General features: G+C 60.7%; 15 protein-coding genes and 4 pseudogenes. 12 read left to right on the plus strand and 7 right to left on the minus strand.

What is annotated here, in order from left to right; translation table 11 throughout:
- The first annotated feature begins 178 nt into the window (after nt 1-178).
- From V5279_RS07775 to V5279_RS07790, 4 genes are all read left to right on the plus strand, one after another.
- A complete protein-coding gene (locus V5279_RS07775; RefSeq protein WP_176533534.1) occupies nt 179-1,021 on the plus strand; it encodes an electron transfer flavoprotein subunit beta/FixA family protein in 843 nt (280 codons plus the stop codon).
- A 329-nt stretch (nt 1,022-1,350) separates the two neighbouring features.
- Complete coding sequence (locus V5279_RS07780; protein ID WP_338696250.1) at nt 1,351-2,091, plus strand: hypothetical protein; 741 nt, start codon at nt 1,351-1,353, stop codon at nt 2,089-2,091.
- 62 nt (nt 2,092-2,153) lie between these two features.
- Nucleotides 2,154-2,369 (plus strand): GFA family protein, encoded by a 216-nt coding sequence (locus tag V5279_RS07785; RefSeq protein WP_234600203.1) that lies wholly within the window; start codon nt 2,154-2,156, stop codon nt 2,367-2,369.
- Nucleotides 2,370-2,465: 96 nt separating this feature from the next.
- On the plus strand, nt 2,466-3,137 hold the full coding sequence (locus V5279_RS07790) for a 2OG-Fe(II) oxygenase (RefSeq protein WP_166072787.1): 672 nt from the start codon (nt 2,466-2,468) through the stop codon (nt 3,135-3,137).
- A gap of 445 nt (nt 3,138-3,582) precedes the next feature.
- Here the strand turns inward: V5279_RS07790 and V5279_RS07795 are convergent, their stop codons facing one another.
- Nucleotides 3,583-3,861 carry a hypothetical protein gene (locus tag V5279_RS07795; RefSeq protein ID WP_176533533.1) on the minus strand — a complete coding sequence of 93 codons (279 nt, stop codon included), beginning with the start codon at nt 3,859-3,861 and terminating at the stop codon, nt 3,583-3,585.
- 116 nt (nt 3,862-3,977) lie between these two features.
- Here V5279_RS07795 and V5279_RS07800 point away from each other — a divergent pair, with 116 nt between their 5' ends.
- The 3 genes and pseudogenes from V5279_RS07800 to V5279_RS07810 all read left to right on the plus strand — a co-directional run.
- Nucleotides 3,978-4,181 carry a hypothetical protein gene (locus V5279_RS07800; protein ID WP_338696256.1) on the plus strand — a complete coding sequence of 68 codons (204 nt, stop codon included), beginning with the start codon at nt 3,978-3,980 and terminating at the stop codon, nt 4,179-4,181.
- Between the two features lie 44 nt (nt 4,182-4,225).
- Nucleotides 4,226-4,402: an IS66 family insertion sequence element accessory protein TnpB gene (gene tnpB, locus V5279_RS07805; RefSeq protein ID WP_210284304.1), complete on the plus strand. Its 177-nt coding sequence runs from the start codon at nt 4,226-4,228 to the stop codon at nt 4,400-4,402.
- Nucleotides 4,403-4,621: 219 nt separating this feature from the next.
- Nucleotides 4,622-5,035, plus strand: a pseudogene (locus tag V5279_RS07810) (IS5/IS1182 family transposase); the annotation flags it as partial.
- Nucleotides 5,036-5,156: 121 nt separating this feature from the next.
- On the opposite strand, the gene istB reads toward V5279_RS07810, so the two are convergent.
- On the minus strand, nt 5,157-5,999 hold the full coding sequence (istB, locus tag V5279_RS07815; protein ID WP_176535476.1) for an IS21-like element helper ATPase IstB: 843 nt from the start codon (nt 5,997-5,999) through the stop codon (nt 5,157-5,159).
- Nucleotides 5,996-7,528, minus strand: coding sequence for an IS21 family transposase (gene istA / locus V5279_RS07820; RefSeq protein ID WP_422389058.1), 1,533 nt, complete (start codon nt 7,526-7,528; stop codon nt 5,996-5,998). Before istA ends, istB begins: the two co-directional genes overlap by 4 nt.
- Nucleotides 7,529-7,711: 183 nt before the next feature.
- Between istA and V5279_RS07825 the strand changes: the two are divergent.
- Nucleotides 7,712-7,900 (plus strand): annotated as a pseudogene (locus tag V5279_RS07825) (IS5/IS1182 family transposase); the annotation flags it as partial.
- A gap of 6 nt (nt 7,901-7,906) precedes the next feature.
- Here the strand turns inward: V5279_RS07825 and V5279_RS07830 are convergent.
- The 4 genes and pseudogenes from V5279_RS07830 to V5279_RS07845 all read right to left on the minus strand — a co-directional run.
- A pseudogene (locus V5279_RS07830) lies at nt 7,907-8,250 on the minus strand (transposase); the annotation flags it as partial.
- A gap of 263 nt (nt 8,251-8,513) precedes the next feature.
- Nucleotides 8,514-9,660, minus strand: a pseudogene (locus V5279_RS07835) (IS1380 family transposase); the annotation flags it as partial.
- Between the two features lie 161 nt (nt 9,661-9,821).
- The gene (gene groL / locus V5279_RS07840) at nt 9,822-11,462 is read right to left on the minus strand and encodes a chaperonin GroEL (RefSeq protein WP_207835117.1); all 1,641 of its coding nucleotides are present in this window, start codon (nt 11,460-11,462) and stop codon (nt 9,822-9,824) included.
- Nucleotides 11,463-11,540: 78 nt separating this feature from the next.
- The gene (locus V5279_RS07845; RefSeq protein WP_166072319.1) at nt 11,541-11,855 is read right to left on the minus strand and encodes a co-chaperone GroES; all 315 of its coding nucleotides are present in this window, start codon (nt 11,853-11,855) and stop codon (nt 11,541-11,543) included.
- Between the two features lie 413 nt (nt 11,856-12,268).
- Here V5279_RS07845 and V5279_RS07850 point away from each other — a divergent pair, with 413 nt between their 5' ends.
- The 4 genes from V5279_RS07850 (at nt 12,269) to V5279_RS07865 (ending at nt 14,049) form a co-directional block, all read left to right on the plus strand.
- Nucleotides 12,269-12,814, plus strand: coding sequence for a hypothetical protein (locus V5279_RS07850; RefSeq protein ID WP_338696267.1), 546 nt, complete (start codon nt 12,269-12,271; stop codon nt 12,812-12,814).
- A 228-nt stretch (nt 12,815-13,042) separates the two neighbouring features.
- Nucleotides 13,043-13,267: a hypothetical protein gene (locus V5279_RS07855; protein WP_338696269.1), complete on the plus strand. Its 225-nt coding sequence runs from the start codon at nt 13,043-13,045 to the stop codon at nt 13,265-13,267.
- Between the two features lie 56 nt (nt 13,268-13,323).
- On the plus strand, nt 13,324-13,671 hold the full coding sequence (locus V5279_RS07860) for a pyridoxal-dependent decarboxylase (protein WP_338701052.1): 348 nt from the start codon (nt 13,324-13,326) through the stop codon (nt 13,669-13,671).
- 63 nt (nt 13,672-13,734) lie between these two features.
- Nucleotides 13,735-14,049 carry a hypothetical protein gene (locus tag V5279_RS07865; protein WP_224924237.1) on the plus strand — a complete coding sequence of 105 codons (315 nt, stop codon included), beginning with the start codon at nt 13,735-13,737 and terminating at the stop codon, nt 14,047-14,049.
- Nucleotides 14,050-14,167 lie beyond the last annotated feature (118 nt).

Below are 14,167 nucleotides of genomic sequence, written 5' to 3' on the forward strand. Positions count from 1 at the left end.
TCGCTCGAACAGCCCTGTCGCAGTCGCGACGAGTGTCGACATTGCTTCGTCGGGAGCGTCGGGCGATATCGCCTGGCTCGCCTAAGCTTTTGTATTGTTGAGCTGATTCCGAAATCATGCGCGCTGGTACAACACTTGCTGTTCTTCTTCGCAGCTTGGCAATTTATGGAGCTGAACTGTGCACAATGTCGTCTGCATTAAACAAGTTCCCGATTCTGCACAGATCCGCGTGCACCCGGTCACCAATACGATCATGCGCCAGGGCGTGCCGACGATCATCAACCCATATGACCTTTTCGCGCTCGAGGCCGCACTGGAGCTGCGCGATCGGTTCGGCGGCAAAATAACCGTGCTTACAATGGGGCCGCCGTCGGCGGAAGACTCGCTCCGAAAAGCACTGACCTTTGGCGCCGATCGCGCGATACTGCTAACCGATCGTTGCTTTGCGGGCTCCGATACCCTGGCCACAACGTACGCACTGGCAACAGCCATTCGAAAGATCGACAAGGAATATGGCCGGCCAGATCTTATCTTTACCGGCAAGCAAACCATCGACGGCGATACTGCGCAGGTCGGGCCCGGCATCGCAAAGCGGCTAGGCGTGCTTCAGCTAACCTACGTCGCCAAGGTCAGGTCGCTTGATCTCGCCGCACGCACAATTGAGGCAGAGCGGCGCTCCGAAGGTGGGGTCCAGGTTCTGCACACCAGGCTGCCGTGCCTGATCACCATGCTGGAGGCGACCAACCAGATTCGTCGTGGCGCCATGGCGGATGCCTTGCGCGCTGCGCGCGCCCCGATCGTGAAATGGAGCGCCCAGGATGTCGGCGTCGAGGACGTCTCAAAATGCGGTCTTAGGGGCTCGCCGACTGTCGTCAAGCGGGTGTTCGCTCCGTCCGCCCGCGCTGAGAAGGCGGCACTGGTTGAAGCGGCCGAGCAACCAGCGCAAGCGCTGATCGACGCCATCTTCAAGCATCAACCGAAGCTAGAAGCCGAACTCGCGGCGTTAGCCCGCAATGCTTGATCTCAACTGCGTTACTGCCTTCGAGTGACGCGTCGAGTCTGCCGGGCGCATCGTCGCCGCCATCATCAAATGGACATGTTTCCATCGATGCGATCATCAATAGGACCGAGCTCGTCATGCCGCAGTCTGTTGCCGTGAAGGTGCCGGCCCAGGGGAGTTTCACATGCATGGTCAACGCCATCATAGACCGCCTTCCCAACGAAATCGTTGATCAGTTGCGTCACCTTAATAGCTAGAGATCAAATGACGTCTTCTCGCGCATCTGAATTTGCACTGGATCAGCCTCCTCAGATCTCGGTCCATGAGTATTTGACACAGAAAGCGCGGGCGTGTTCGGCCCCCATCCGTTCGCTGCGGCGATGTCAAAGGACCAGATTGTCAGCCTGATTCCTGAATACTTGGCGATGTCACAGGCATTCCCATATCTGCGGGCAGGGTCCCAAAAGGACCTTGTATTCGCTGCGATGCATACCAATCGCGACCTTCCGAGGCATGTTGAACTGACCAGCGTGGTCGCAAATTTCATCTGTTGGGATGAGACGGGTGGTCATAGCCGAGTTCTCCGGGCCGGCAACGCGGCGTTACCCGATATTCTGGCCACCGAACAGTTCCACTCGAACCTATTTAGAAAAGATGCATCGCGACTACTCGGTGGGGCAGTAAAACCAAACTATAGCCCCACAACAAAGCGATATCTGCATTCTCTGTATGCCGGGCTGTCATCGAAAGACCCCGTGGTGCGTTGCGCCTACATGGTCGCATTCGAACTGCATGCTGCGGAGATGATCCAGTCGCTATCGGCCACTGTGGTCGAGACCTTTGATGTGGAGGCAGACGATCTTGAGTACTTTCGGGTCCATGTCGGCGGCGAGGATCCAGCGGAAAAATATCACGAGGAGATGACAAGCCGCCTCGTTGGCGAAATTGTCCCGGCTGACAGCAGTAGCCGTTTTTTCGATGAGTTTGGCGGCACAGCTTCGAGTGGTGCCGGGATCTGCTCGCAGGGTTTTCCCTCGAAGGCGATGGTGCCGAGATCCGCCACCATGGCCGCTGTCATTGTGGTTCTGTGAAATTCTGCGTTCGAGCGCCGCGAGTGCTTTCCGCAGTGGGATGCAACTGCTCAATTTGCCAAATGTCGAAATTTTTACATTTGCTCGTGCCTGGCGACAAAGTGGGCATTGAGTGCGGCGAAGAATTTCTCACTTCGTACCAGTTTAATAAGAACGTCGCTCGGCACACGTTTTGCCGGATCTGCGGCGTAAAGCCATTCTACAGGCCTCGATCCAGTCCTTCAGGATTCAGCGTAAATATTGTATGCTTGGATAAACGAACGATCGAAAGCGTATGAATAAAGGATTTTGATGGCGAGCGTTGGGAGCAGGCCATCCACTCGATGCAAGGCGATAGCGAAGGATCCTTAAGTCCGAACTTGGAGTAAACGCGAATGGCACGCGCAGTAAATGATAAATCCCGTCTGCTTGCAGAAGAGGCTCTCACAAAATACCGCATAGAGCTGTTGGTTAAGGGGACGGTCTTGATCGCCCCCCAGACCTTGTTCACCGATGATGACTTGGCAAGGGTCGATCAGCTGCAGACCGAGATTCCCGAAGAGGAGGTGCGGGAAGGGGATGCCGGCGATTCACACAGTGTCTTTGTGAAACGCGTCAGGGTAGATCTGCCCGGCCGCCCTCCTAGCAATGCGCATGGTACAGCTCCAGCTCAAATCATCGAGTTACTCGAAAGGAAACACCGTCGCCTCACGTTGAAAAAGATCTTAGGAGGATGGTCTGATTATGTGATTCGCCGCTGCCAAATACATCGTATGCCGACCGGATCCTTTGTTGGCATCCATTTGGATGCTGAGAGCGACCCTGATTTCGAGTACGCCGTGATTGTTCAACTCACTAGAGAATTTGAGGGGGGTGAGTTTGTGATATATCCTAGTGCGTACGAACAATACGTGTTTCGACCACCATTTGGAAGCGTACTTGTTACTACATGCAGGAACCGGCATGAGGTGAAGCCTGTGCACGCTGGGGAGCGTCGTTCACTGGTTTATTTCTGTTCAAAACGCAGCGGCGCGAACCGCCGGATCATCGAGAGCTCTACTAGTTAGCCGATGACAAGAGGTAGCTGGAGGGATCTGTGGATGCATTGAGTAACGGGCAGCTTGCCGGACGAGATCGGCAGAGCATCTCTTCGGGCAGATGTCCGTGAGCTCGTCATTGCTGTGCGCTACAGTGGAAGTGGCCAGATGGAGCCGGAAACCATGACGTTGGCGCCGTTCGCGAGTCGATACGCGTGGACTGAGAATCGTCCAATCGCCGGTCGGCCTAAATCAGGCTCAAGGCAATCGTGGTTCGGGACGAGCTCAATGGAACGGCCCTCGCTCACAGCGGCGCCCCGTGCGGTAGGCTGGACAGCCGATAGCGCCGATGACATTCTCCGCTTGGATCCGCGAATATGGTCTTCACAACCAATCTCCCACCAGAAGCCGCGCGTCTTAAAGAGCTGTATCACCTCGTGGGGCGTCCTGAAGACCTAGCAGGCTGTTGAAGAACTCAGCCGCGTTCGCAAACGAAGGCTAAATCGTCGCCTTTGTGTATGTAGAAGTGACCGACGGGCCTGCCCGCAGTGCCGATCATAGCCCATCTGCGACCGCAGGCGGGGTCATTCTCGTCGTGCCCTTCCCATGAGAACTCCGCACAGGCCGAACCGTCTCGCGCGCCGTAGCGGACATCGAGGAAGCCCTTCAGCGCACCGAAGGCAATTTCACCGTCGGACTTGCCCGTGAAGGTGAGATGCGCCTGTTCGACGAGGTCGAGGAAGGTATCCTCCATTGAAGGCCGCCTTTGTTTGACGAACGGGATCGCTGCAGGTCCTAGGGGTAATCCTAGGAGAAGCGCTATGACGATTTCGAGGACGGAAGGAGCTCTGCAAGCACGGCGAAGCGAGCATGGCTCCGTTTGTTCCAGTCGAGATTGGGCCGCCTGCGTCACCGCGGGAGCTGGCCGAAGTGCCGTTGACGACGACGGCGCGGCGACGCAAGAGCGATGGCATCATCGAGATCGATCTTGATAGCGGGCATCGCATCCGGGTCGATGGCGACGTTGATGGAGACGCGCTACGTCGCGTTCTCGATGCTTTGGCCCACCGATGATCCCGGTTCCGACAGGCGCGCGAGTGTGGCTCGCGACAGGCCACATGGATATGCGCCGGGGCTTTCCGTCGTTGGCACTCCAGGAGCAAGAGGTGCTGCGCAAGGATCCGCTCAGCGGTCATTTGTTCGTCTTCCGGGGGCGCATTGCACGAACTGCTGCCCTGGGAATGGAAGCTTCTGCGCCACAAGCCGGCAAATCCGACGATCAGCAAGCCGCCTGACCTTCACCCAACGCCATCACATATAGCTCGCCGTGCCCGCGCGCGCACACGGCGATCAGGCGGCCTTCGTCGTAGGCGTACCGAGGAAGTCGCCGTCCCAGTTGTCCATTTCGACGATGCGCCAACGGCCAGCAAAGGCCTTGGCGAAGCCGGGCACCTTGGCCATCAGCGGCCTCCGCGATCAGCTTGGGCAGCCGCACCAGATTGTAGGCGGCGGCGCTGATCGAGGCCTGGGCCTCGATGAAGAGCGTGAAGCCGAAGGATGGCTCTGGCGCGCCGCCGGCGCAAGGCGGCGGGCGCAACGCCGAAGCGGACTTCCATGGCCAGAAGCGCTCGAACGGCACCCATGCTTCGACCACCGATCGGGATGCCAGGCTTTACCGCAAGGGAAAGGGCAACGAAACGAAGCTGTGCTTCATCGGGCATGGGCTGATGGAGAACCGCCACGGCCTGCTGGTCGACGCCTGCCTGACGCGGGCCGACGGGCATGCCGAACGGGTGGCCGCGCTGCACCTGATCGAACCGCGTGCCGACCGGCCGACAGCGATCACGCTTGGCGCCGACAAAGCCTACGACGCAGAAGACTTCGTCAACGAGCTGCGCTCGATGAACGTGACGCCGCATGTCGCGCAGATATAGCGCGACAATCAGGATGAGAGCGGCGCGTCAATCAAGATGAGACGAGGCGGCCGAGTCAGGAGATAATTGACGCTGGCCGCCTACTTGGCAAGCGTTGATTGACGCTGCGCGACAATCAAGCGGCGCTGCCAGCGTCAATCACAGTCTTGTCGAGTTCGTTGGGGGTCGTGTGAACAGGTGGCCGGCCTGGACCGCGCTTGCGATCGAGGGCAACTTTTCGACGGTAACTTTCGACGTTCATCTCGAGGATCGTGGCGTGGTGGACCAAACGATCGATGGCAGCCAACGTCATTGCCTGGTCCGGGAAGATACGCCCCCATTCGCCAAATGGCTGATTGGCCGTGATCAGCAGCGAGCGTCGTTCGTAGCGGGCGGCGATCAACTCGAACAGCACACTGGTTTCCGCCTGATCCTTGCTCACATATGTGATGTCGTCGAGGATCAGGAGGTCATAGCGATCGAGTTTGGCGATCGCGGACTCCAGCGCCAGCTCGCGCCGCGCGACCTGCAGCCGTTGCACCAGATCAGTGGTGCGCGCGAAGAGAACGCGCCAACCGTTCTCGACGAGAGCCAGGCCGATCGCCGTGCCGAGATGGGTCTTGCCGCCGCCCGGTGGACCGAACAAGAGCAAATTGGCGCCGGCCTTCAACCAGGCGTCGCCAGCGGCGAGCGCCATCGCCTGTGCCTTTGATAGCATCGGCACGCTTTCGAAGTCGAAGGTGGCGAGCGTCTTGCCGGCGGGCAAACGCGCTTCCACCATGTGTCGCTCGATCCGACGGCGGGTGCGATCGGCCGCCTCGTGCTCGGCAAGGGCGGCGAGGAAGCGGGCGGCAGGCCACCCTTCCTTGTCCGACTGTGCGGCGAGCTTCGGCCAGATCGCCTTGACGCCCGGCAGGCGGAGCTCATTGAGAAGCAGCTCGACACGGGCAGCATCGACGGAGGTAGCGATACCGGTCATGCTGCCTCTCCCAGGTTCGAGCGGCCCGACATGACGCTGACGGAGGCGAGTTCATCGTAGACGTCGAGCGGCGCCAGCTTGACGGCGACACGCGGGATCGAGGCCGCCTCGGGTCGGAAGCGGTCGCGCAGCGCGGCAAGATCGGGTAACTGTCCGGCGTCCAGATCCATCGCGATCACCTCGGCGAGTTCTGCTTCGCAGGCGCGCTCGTGAGCCAGCGCCAGAAGCTCGACCGTCACCTTGCAGGCGCGCCGGTCATCACCATGCTCCCGCAAGGTCTCGAACAGACGTTTGTAAGCTGCACGCGGGAAGAGTTGGTCGCGATAAACGAGATTGAGGAGCGCCATCGGCTTGCGCCGCAGGGCATGGATGACGTGCCGGTAATCCACAACATGACCGCCCTGGCTCTCGGACACAGGCCGACCGCGCCGCAGCGTCACGACCGGCGTGACGCCAAGGAAGCATTCGAGCCGGTCGTCGAAGATGCGCACACGCAGGCGATGGCCGATCAATCTTGAAGGCACGGTGTAGAATACGCGCCGCAGGATGAAGCCGCCTGACGACGTCACCGGGATCACTTTCTCCTCGAAGTCGGTCGTGCGGCCTTTTGGCAGCGGCGCCAAGGCCTCCTTCTCGAGCGCGATCGGCTTGGCGAGGTTGGCGTTGCGCCGGCCGACAATCTCGTCGACAAAAGCCCGGTACGCATCGAGACTGGCGAACTCGCGCGTCCCCCGCAGCAACAGCGCATCTTCCAGTGCCCGCTTGAGATGGCCGTGCGCGCTCTCGATCGAGCCGTTCTCATGTGCGATGCCCGCATTGTTGCGCGTTGGCGCCATGCCATAGTGGCCCATCAGCCCGGCGTAGCGCTGCGTCAGATCCCCCCGTGCGTCGGCGGCCAGATTGCGGAATGCTGCCGACAGGCTGTCGCTGCGATGCTCCCGCGGCACGCCGCCAAGCGCCCACAGCGCGTTCTGCAAGCCCTCCGCCAGGGCGACGAAGCTTTCGCCGCCGAGCACGACATGGACATGCTCGAAGCCGGAGAACGCCAACCGGAAGTGATAGAGCCGGTGATCGAGCGGCTCACCCGCGATGGTAATACCGAGCGCGCTCACGTCGGTGAAGTCGGACAGACCCAGGCGGCCGGGCTCGTGCTGCTGGCGGAAGATCACGTCCTGTTCGGGGCCGTTGAGCGCCCGCCAGGCGTTGATGCGCCGCTCCAGCGTGCGGCGGATGTTCGGGTTCAAGTCATGATGCCGTCGGCGCAGCTCGTCCAGCACGCCGATCACGCGGATGCCGGGCGCAGCCTTCAGGATCGGAACGATCTCGGCGTCCCAATACTGCCCGAGCGGATCGGACCGGCGCCGGCCCCTCGGCGTCTTCTTCTGCGATGGCGGGCGACAATCGCCCTCGATTCGATACGCGCTTGCCTTCGAGAACCCCGCCTTGGCCGCGGCGGCCTCGGGGGACAGTGTCAGTCGGTACGTCATGTACAGCCTCATCTGGTGGTCGGTGATGTGGAGGCCAGGCAAGGCATCGATTCCCTCTTGTCGAGACGAACCAACAGCTTGCACCAGCCGCACCCGGCCGCCAGACGGGTCCAAAAACGCGCGACGCCGATGGGGACGGTCCTCCGGTCGGGCTGCGCCCTCCCTTCGGTCCGTCCCCATCGGCGCAGTCTCACCTTGATTGTCGCTGGAGTCTCACCCTGATCGCCGCCGCGCACGCAGAACACCAGCGGCCGCAGCTCTGCGATCGACGGGCGAACGACCCGGCACGGGGGCTATGCCGCCAGCCAGCGCATCCGCAAGCGGATCGAGGAGGCATTCGGCTGGATCAAGACGGTCGCCGGGCAAGAGAAGACCCGCTTCCCTGGCCATGAACGCGTCGGATGGGCCTTTACCTCCGCTGATCAGCGTGCCATCGACCGAGAAGTGATCGCTCGACAGCAGCTTCTTCACCTTGGGCTGCGCCAGCACCGCCGCGAGGAACTTGGCCGCGATGTCGCCTTCCGGCAACCGGTCGCGGTTTTTCGAGAACACCGAATGGTCCCAGGCTCCGTCGTCGACGCCAATTCCGACGAACCAGCGGAACAGCAGGTCGTATTCCAGCCGTTCGATCAAAAGCCGCTCCGAGCGGATCGAATAAACGCTTGCAACAGCATCGCCCGCAGCAACTTCTCCGGCTGGATCGACGGCCGCCAAATCGGCGAAGAGAGCGCGGCAAACTCGCGCTCCAGCGTCGACAGCGCCTCTGTCGCCGCCGCGCACGCACCATCTCCGAATCTCGTCGGAGCCAATGAATCACGGTCGCTGGTCGGCGGCGAGCACCTTTTTCAACAGCCTGCTAGCCCGTCCTATTCGTGAGAGTGCGTTTTTTTTGGTCCGATTGATGTGGCCGCACATCTGCTCTGACGAGGCGCGCGGGATTGCCTTCGGCCTTTCACCGCCTGACGACCGGTACTTTGCAACGCGCTTGAGGGATGGGTTGGGCGAACGGGGGCGGACGCCCCGCCGGTCAAGGACCGAGCGGCAGCAGCGCGCCTGGCAAGCCGCGGATCAGGTCGGCTTCGGGACATGCCGCGGCAAACGCAAGGCGAATGCGGCTCGTGGTCTCGACGACACGGGCAGCGAGTTTCAAGAGACGAAGACGCAGCGTCGCGAACTCGGCTGTGGCCAATTCCCGGGCTTTGGGAATCGCGTCGCGCACGGTCAGCATCAGCCAATAAGCGGCGGTGTGGAGAACGAGGCGGACTTGATTGGCGAGCGCCGAACGGCAGCTGGTGCGATCGGAGGCGAGCTGCGTCTTATGCAGCTTGATCAGATTCTCGGCTTGGCCGCGCGCGCAATACAGGCTGTCGTAGATCCACTCGGCCGAGCCGACATCGAGGCTGGTGACGACGAAACGGATGTCGAGGCCGAGCATCGTCGCCTCAGTACGGGCGACGGTACGTCGTTCGCGATCCCAGGACTTTGCCTTGTGGCGCGTCTCGGTATAGCCACGCAGAACCGGCAGGTTCTCGATGGCGCGTCGCGTGCGGATGCCGTCGGCGGCCTCGTCGACTTTTCTGGCGAGCGGCTTGGTGCCGGACAGACCGAAGATGTAGTCGATGCCGTTGGTCTCGCACCACGCCATTGCCTCCGGCCGGGCATAGCGCCCGTCGCCACGGAACGTAATTCGCGTGTTGTGCCACCGCGTCCGGATATGCCGTATCAGGCGGCGCAGATGGGCACGCACCTCGACGCCGCCCGGCGTCTTGCCGGGCCGCAGCACGACCGCCACGGGCCGGCTCTTCTCCGTGTCGTAGACGTGGATCGGCAGGAAGCAGCGTTCGTCATAATGAGCGTTGAACAGCGAGAGCTGCTGATGGCCGTGGACGACATCGCAGGTATCATCGATGTCGAGCGTGACGGATGCCGGCTCGCGCGGGTAGCTATCCATCCATGCGTCGAAGGCGCGGAGCATTCTCCAGCCGCGACAGCGTCGGTTGGGAACACAGATCGCGACCCGTGTCCGGCAGCCGTCCGCAGGCCAGCTTGAATGCGGGATCGGACCGCAGATGATCGAGGTCGTCGGCGTCCTCGTAGCCGCAGCAGATCGCGAACATGCGCGCGCGGAACATATCGACAAGGCTGTGCACGACCCGCGTCGGATCGCGCAGCGACTCAAAAGCGTCCCCAATTGATCTTGAGTATCTCGGCGCAAGCTGCCGATCCAGTTCGAAGCTCGCAAGGGCTGAGGATCATTGCAAGCCCGACCGAAGGCGCAAGAACCCCGGCATTGCTGCCAGGGTTCTGCCAGTCATGGCTGCCGAGAGAGGCTGGATCAGAAGTCCATGCCGCCCATGCCCCCGCCCGGGGGCATTGCGGGCCCGGCCGCAGCCTTCTTCGGCAGCTCGGCGACCATCGCTTCCGTGGTAATCAGGAGTGCAGCAACCGAGGCGGCGTTCTGAACTGCGATGCGCACGACCTTGGTCGGGTCGATGATGCCCTTGGAGACAAGATTGCTGTATTCGCCGGTCTGCGCATCGAAGCCGAAAGAATATTGATCCTTCTCAAGCACTTTGCCGACCACGACCGAGCCGTCTTCGCCAGCATTGATCGCGATCTGGCGGGCAGGCCAGGACAGCGCCTTGCGCACGATCTCGACGCCGGTCTTCTGGTCGTCGTTCTTGGTGCTCAGGCCCTTGAGTTGCCCGGACGCTCGGAGCAGGGCGACGCCCCCGCCAGGCAAAATACCTTCCTCGACGGCCGCGCGCGTGGCGTGCATCGCGTCATCAACGCGATCCTTGCGCTCCTTCACTTCGACTTCGGTCGCGCCGCCGACGCGGATTACCGCTACGCCGCCCGCAAGCTTGGCCAGACGCTCCTGCAGCTTCTCACGGTCATAGTCCGAGGTGGTCTCCTCGATCTGCGCTTTGATCTGGGCAATCCGGGCGTCGATGTCGGCCTTCTTGCCGGCGCCGTTGACGATCGTGGTGTTCTCCTTCTCGATCATCACCTTCTTGGCGCGGCCGAGCATCTGCAGCGTGACATTCTCGAGCTTGATGCCGAGGTCTTCCGAGATGGCCTGGCCGCCGGTCAGGATCGCGATGTCCTGCAGCATGGCCTTGCGACGATCGCCGAAGCCCGGAGCCTTGACGGCCGCGACCTTCAGGCCGCCACGCAGGCGGTTGACGACGAGGGTGGCGAGCGCTTCGCCTTCGACGTCTTCAGCGACGATCACCAGCGGCTTGCCGGTCTGCACCACGGCCTCGAGCAGCGGCAGCAGCTCGTTCAGCGAGGAGAGCTTCTTCTCGTTGATGAGGATGTAGGCGTCGTCCATCTCAACGCGCATCTTGTCGGCGTTGGTGACGAAGTAGGGCGAGATGTAGCCGCGGTCGAACTGCATGCCCTCGACGACGTCGAGTTCGGTCTCGAGCGACTTGGCTTCCTCGACCGTGATCACGCCCTCGTTGCCGACCTTCTTCATGGCGTCGGCGAGGAACTTGCCGATCTCGGCATCGCCGTTGGCCGAAATGGTGCCGACCTGGGCGATCTCCTCGTTCGAGGTGACCTTCTTCGAGTTCTTCTGGAGGTCCGCAACGACGGCTTCGACCGCGAGGTCGATACCGCGCTTCAGGTCCATCGGGTTCATGCCGGCCGCAACCGACTTGGCGCCTTCACGCACGATGGCAGCCGCAAGCACGGTCGCGGTCGTGGTGCCATCTCCGGCCGCGTCAGCGGCTTTGGCGGCGACTTCGCGCACCATCTGGGCGCCCATATTCTCGAACTTGTCCTCCAGCTCCACCTCCTTGACGACCGCGACCCCATCCTTGGTGATGCGCGGAGCGCCGAACGATTTGTCGAGCACCACGTTGCGGCCCTTCGGACCGAGCGTGACTTGAACGGCGTTCGCGAGGATATCGATACCCCGAAGCATGCGATCGCGCGCTTCTACGCCGAATTTGACCTCTTTGGCTGACATAATGATTCCTTCAGTTGTATTTCGACCTTCGGGGCGCCCGGCCGGCACTCTTCGGGGATAAGCAGTGTGAACGACGAACTAGGCGGCCTTCTTTCTTGAGAACACGTCGGTAAGAACGCCCATGACATCGCTTTCCTTCATGATCAATAGCTCTTGGCTGTCGATCTTGACCTCGGTGCCCGACCACTTGCCGAACAGCACGCGGTCGCCGACCTGCACGTCGATCGGGATCAGCTTGCCGGTCTCGTCACGGCCACCCGGGCCAACGGCGATAACTTCGCCTTGCGAGGGCTTTTCCTTGGCTGTGTCGGGAATGATGATACCGCCAGCGGTCTTCTCTTCTGCGTCGATGCGTTTGACCACGACGCGATCGTGAAGCGGACGGAAATTCATGCGGGCCTCCTGAGCATTTGAACGGGTTGGAGATAGGCACATTGCGAACAGCGCCTTTATAGCAAGAGGCAGGCCAAAGATGAGCTGATTGATCCTGCCTGCAGTTCTGCTAAATCGTACACTTGCGCGTATGTTCGTCCGGAAGCAAACGCGCTGGCGTACTCAGCCCGTCAAGCTGTCGTGAAAGTGACATTGCATCTCGTCAAAGCACCAGCATCGATCGTCACGCCTTGGCCTAAATCATGCAGGCTTGGGTCGCGGCAAGTCAGGCTGGTCAGAGGAGTCCGATGCATGCAGGCTCACGATTGGCAGTGCACTCGAGTGCCAACCCTCGTGATCCGCGGCTTCTCCGCGGCTCTGCGCTGTTGGGCTTTGGCATCGAAGCCGCTTGGACGGATTTGGAAGGAGCAATCATGCAGTCCGCGTCAAAAGAGAACGGGTCTATCAAGATCGTCGGCCCTGCCGACCGTCCGAAGGTCATTGCCGTTCTGACGACAGCCTTTACGACCTGCCTGCTGCTAAGATGGCTATATCCAGAACCGGAGCGCTACTTACGCCATTTCGCCGGCTTCCTGGAATACTACGCCGGCGATCCCTACTTCGATGGAAGTGGCGCGTATCTCGAAGACGGCCAGAAAGGTGCGTTGTTGTGGTTAACCGACAAAGCGCACCGTAATGACAAGCGCATGATGGAATATTTGCTCGGCAGTGTCCAGAGGACCGACGAACGGAAACCGAAAGGCTATTCGAGGAGTTCGGCAAGTATCACCCCGAGGAGCCACACTGGTATTTCACCATGCTGGGCATCGATCCCATGCATCAAGGATCGGGCCGGGGCGGCCGTCTTTTCCAATACGGCCTTGCAATCCTGGACGAGGCGAAAGGCTTGGCATTCAACGAGGCCACCAGTCTCGGGCCGGCACGTCTATATGAGCGGCTGGGATGGAAGATCGGGGTGAGGTTCAGGTCGGCAGTTCGCCGCCCATTTTCCCGATGGTGCGCCGTCAGTCTTGATGGACCGTACGCGCGGGCCGGGCCGGGCAGGAGCTTTGTTCTACCCATGAATCAGGATCCGAATAGATCGCAGGGCCGCCGAGTTCGGCCCCTGCAAGACGCGCTCGTCATGTTGCAATCCCAGTAAATCAAAAAAGTGGACGAACTGTTCTCCTCGAGCAGGAGGCAAATGAATGCTTTCTGAGATACCCGTTCGCGAGGGGATCGACTATGAACCCTTATGGCGCTTCTTGAAGTTCACAGGCAACAACCTTGGAGCCCCGTTCGAACCAGGAACCTATCGCGTCAACTCGCATACCCTGGAACGGCAAGTTATCGAATTCTTCGCCGAGCTGTTTCGAGCACCGCGGGAATTTCGGGGCTACATCACCAACGGAGGGACGGAAGGTAACACGTGAGCTCTATCCGGATGCTGTGACGTATTTCTCGTCTGATACTCATTACAGCGTGAGCTCTGCTCGGGGTTGAGCACCGCGTGGTTCGTTCGCAGCCAAATGGAGAGATTAGCTATGACCATCTGGCGCAGGAAGCGGCTCGTGATCGCAAAAGGCCCGCCGTCGTGGTGGCAAACAGAGGCACCACCATGAAGGAAGGCAGGGACGATACGCTCAAGATACGCGCCGTGCTTCGCGATGTCGGTATTGACGCTATCTACGTTCACTCCGACGCGGCACTATGCGGGGCATACGCGGCTCTCTTGAGCCCGAGGCCCGCATTCGATTTCGCGGATGGAGCGGACTCGATTACGGTCAGCGGACATAAGTGCCTTGGCGCGCCAAGGCCCTGCGGTATCGTTCTCTAGCGTAAAATTCATGCTCAGCGTATCGAGCGTTCTATCGATTACATCGGGAGCTTCGACGCAACCTTGAGTGGCTCGCGTAATGCCTATACACCGATCATCCTTTGGTATGCGATCCGTCGTCTGGGTGTCGAGGGCATCAAACAAATGTTTGTTGAATGTGAACAGCTCGCCGCCTATGCAGCCAGGGAACTCAATGCCCGAGGCGTCAGCGCCTGGCGTAATCCTAATGCGCTTACGGTCGTCTTTCCTGCTGTCGAGGAGTGTATCAAGGCTAAATGGCAAATTGCGGCTCAGGACGTAGGCCATTTAGTCGTTGCGTCAGGGACGACCAAGAGTCAAATCGACGCGCTTATTGAGGCAGTGAGCAACAGCGGCTGATAATCGTCCTCGAGCTGACACCGCTGTGCTGCTTTGCACGCGGGATTTTGGTGCCCTCGGGCGAATGCGTGTTCTGCGTTGCACGGTTGCAATCTGCGGCGATGCCAACGCAGCTGAG

Origin of the sequence: Bradyrhizobium sp. 26S5 (assembly GCF_036923295.1) — a bacterium.
In the GTDB taxonomy this organism is placed as follows: domain Bacteria; phylum Pseudomonadota; class Alphaproteobacteria; order Rhizobiales; family Xanthobacteraceae; genus Bradyrhizobium; species Bradyrhizobium septentrionale.

Excerpts from the sequence above, each read along its gene's own strand:
- V5279_RS07790 (WP_166072787.1), top strand. The coding sequence starts at position 2,466 with ATGGCACGCGCAGTAAATGATAAATCCCGTCTGCTTGCAGAAGAGGCT.
- V5279_RS07845 (WP_166072319.1), bottom strand. The coding sequence starts at position 11,855 with ATGAATTTCCGTCCGCTTCACGATCGCGTCGTGGTCAAACGCATCGAC.
- tnpB (WP_210284304.1), top strand. The coding sequence starts at position 4,226 with ATGGATATGCGCCGGGGCTTTCCGTCGTTGGCACTCCAGGAGCAAGAG.
- istB (WP_176535476.1), bottom strand. The coding sequence starts at position 5,999 with ATGACCGGTATCGCTACCTCCGTCGATGCTGCCCGTGTCGAGCTGCTT.
- V5279_RS07785 (WP_234600203.1), top strand. The coding sequence starts at position 2,154 with ATGTCGAAATTTTTACATTTGCTCGTGCCTGGCGACAAAGTGGGCATT.
- groL (WP_207835117.1), bottom strand. The coding sequence starts at position 11,462 with ATGTCAGCCAAAGAGGTCAAATTCGGCGTAGAAGCGCGCGATCGCATG.
- V5279_RS07855 (WP_338696269.1), top strand. The coding sequence starts at position 13,043 with ATGCTTTCTGAGATACCCGTTCGCGAGGGGATCGACTATGAACCCTTA.
- V5279_RS07795 (WP_176533533.1), bottom strand. The coding sequence starts at position 3,861 with ATGGAGGATACCTTCCTCGACCTCGTCGAACAGGCGCATCTCACCTTC.
- V5279_RS07800 (WP_338696256.1), top strand. The coding sequence starts at position 3,978 with ATGGCTCCGTTTGTTCCAGTCGAGATTGGGCCGCCTGCGTCACCGCGG.
- V5279_RS07850 (WP_338696267.1), top strand. The coding sequence starts at position 12,269 with ATGCAGTCCGCGTCAAAAGAGAACGGGTCTATCAAGATCGTCGGCCCT.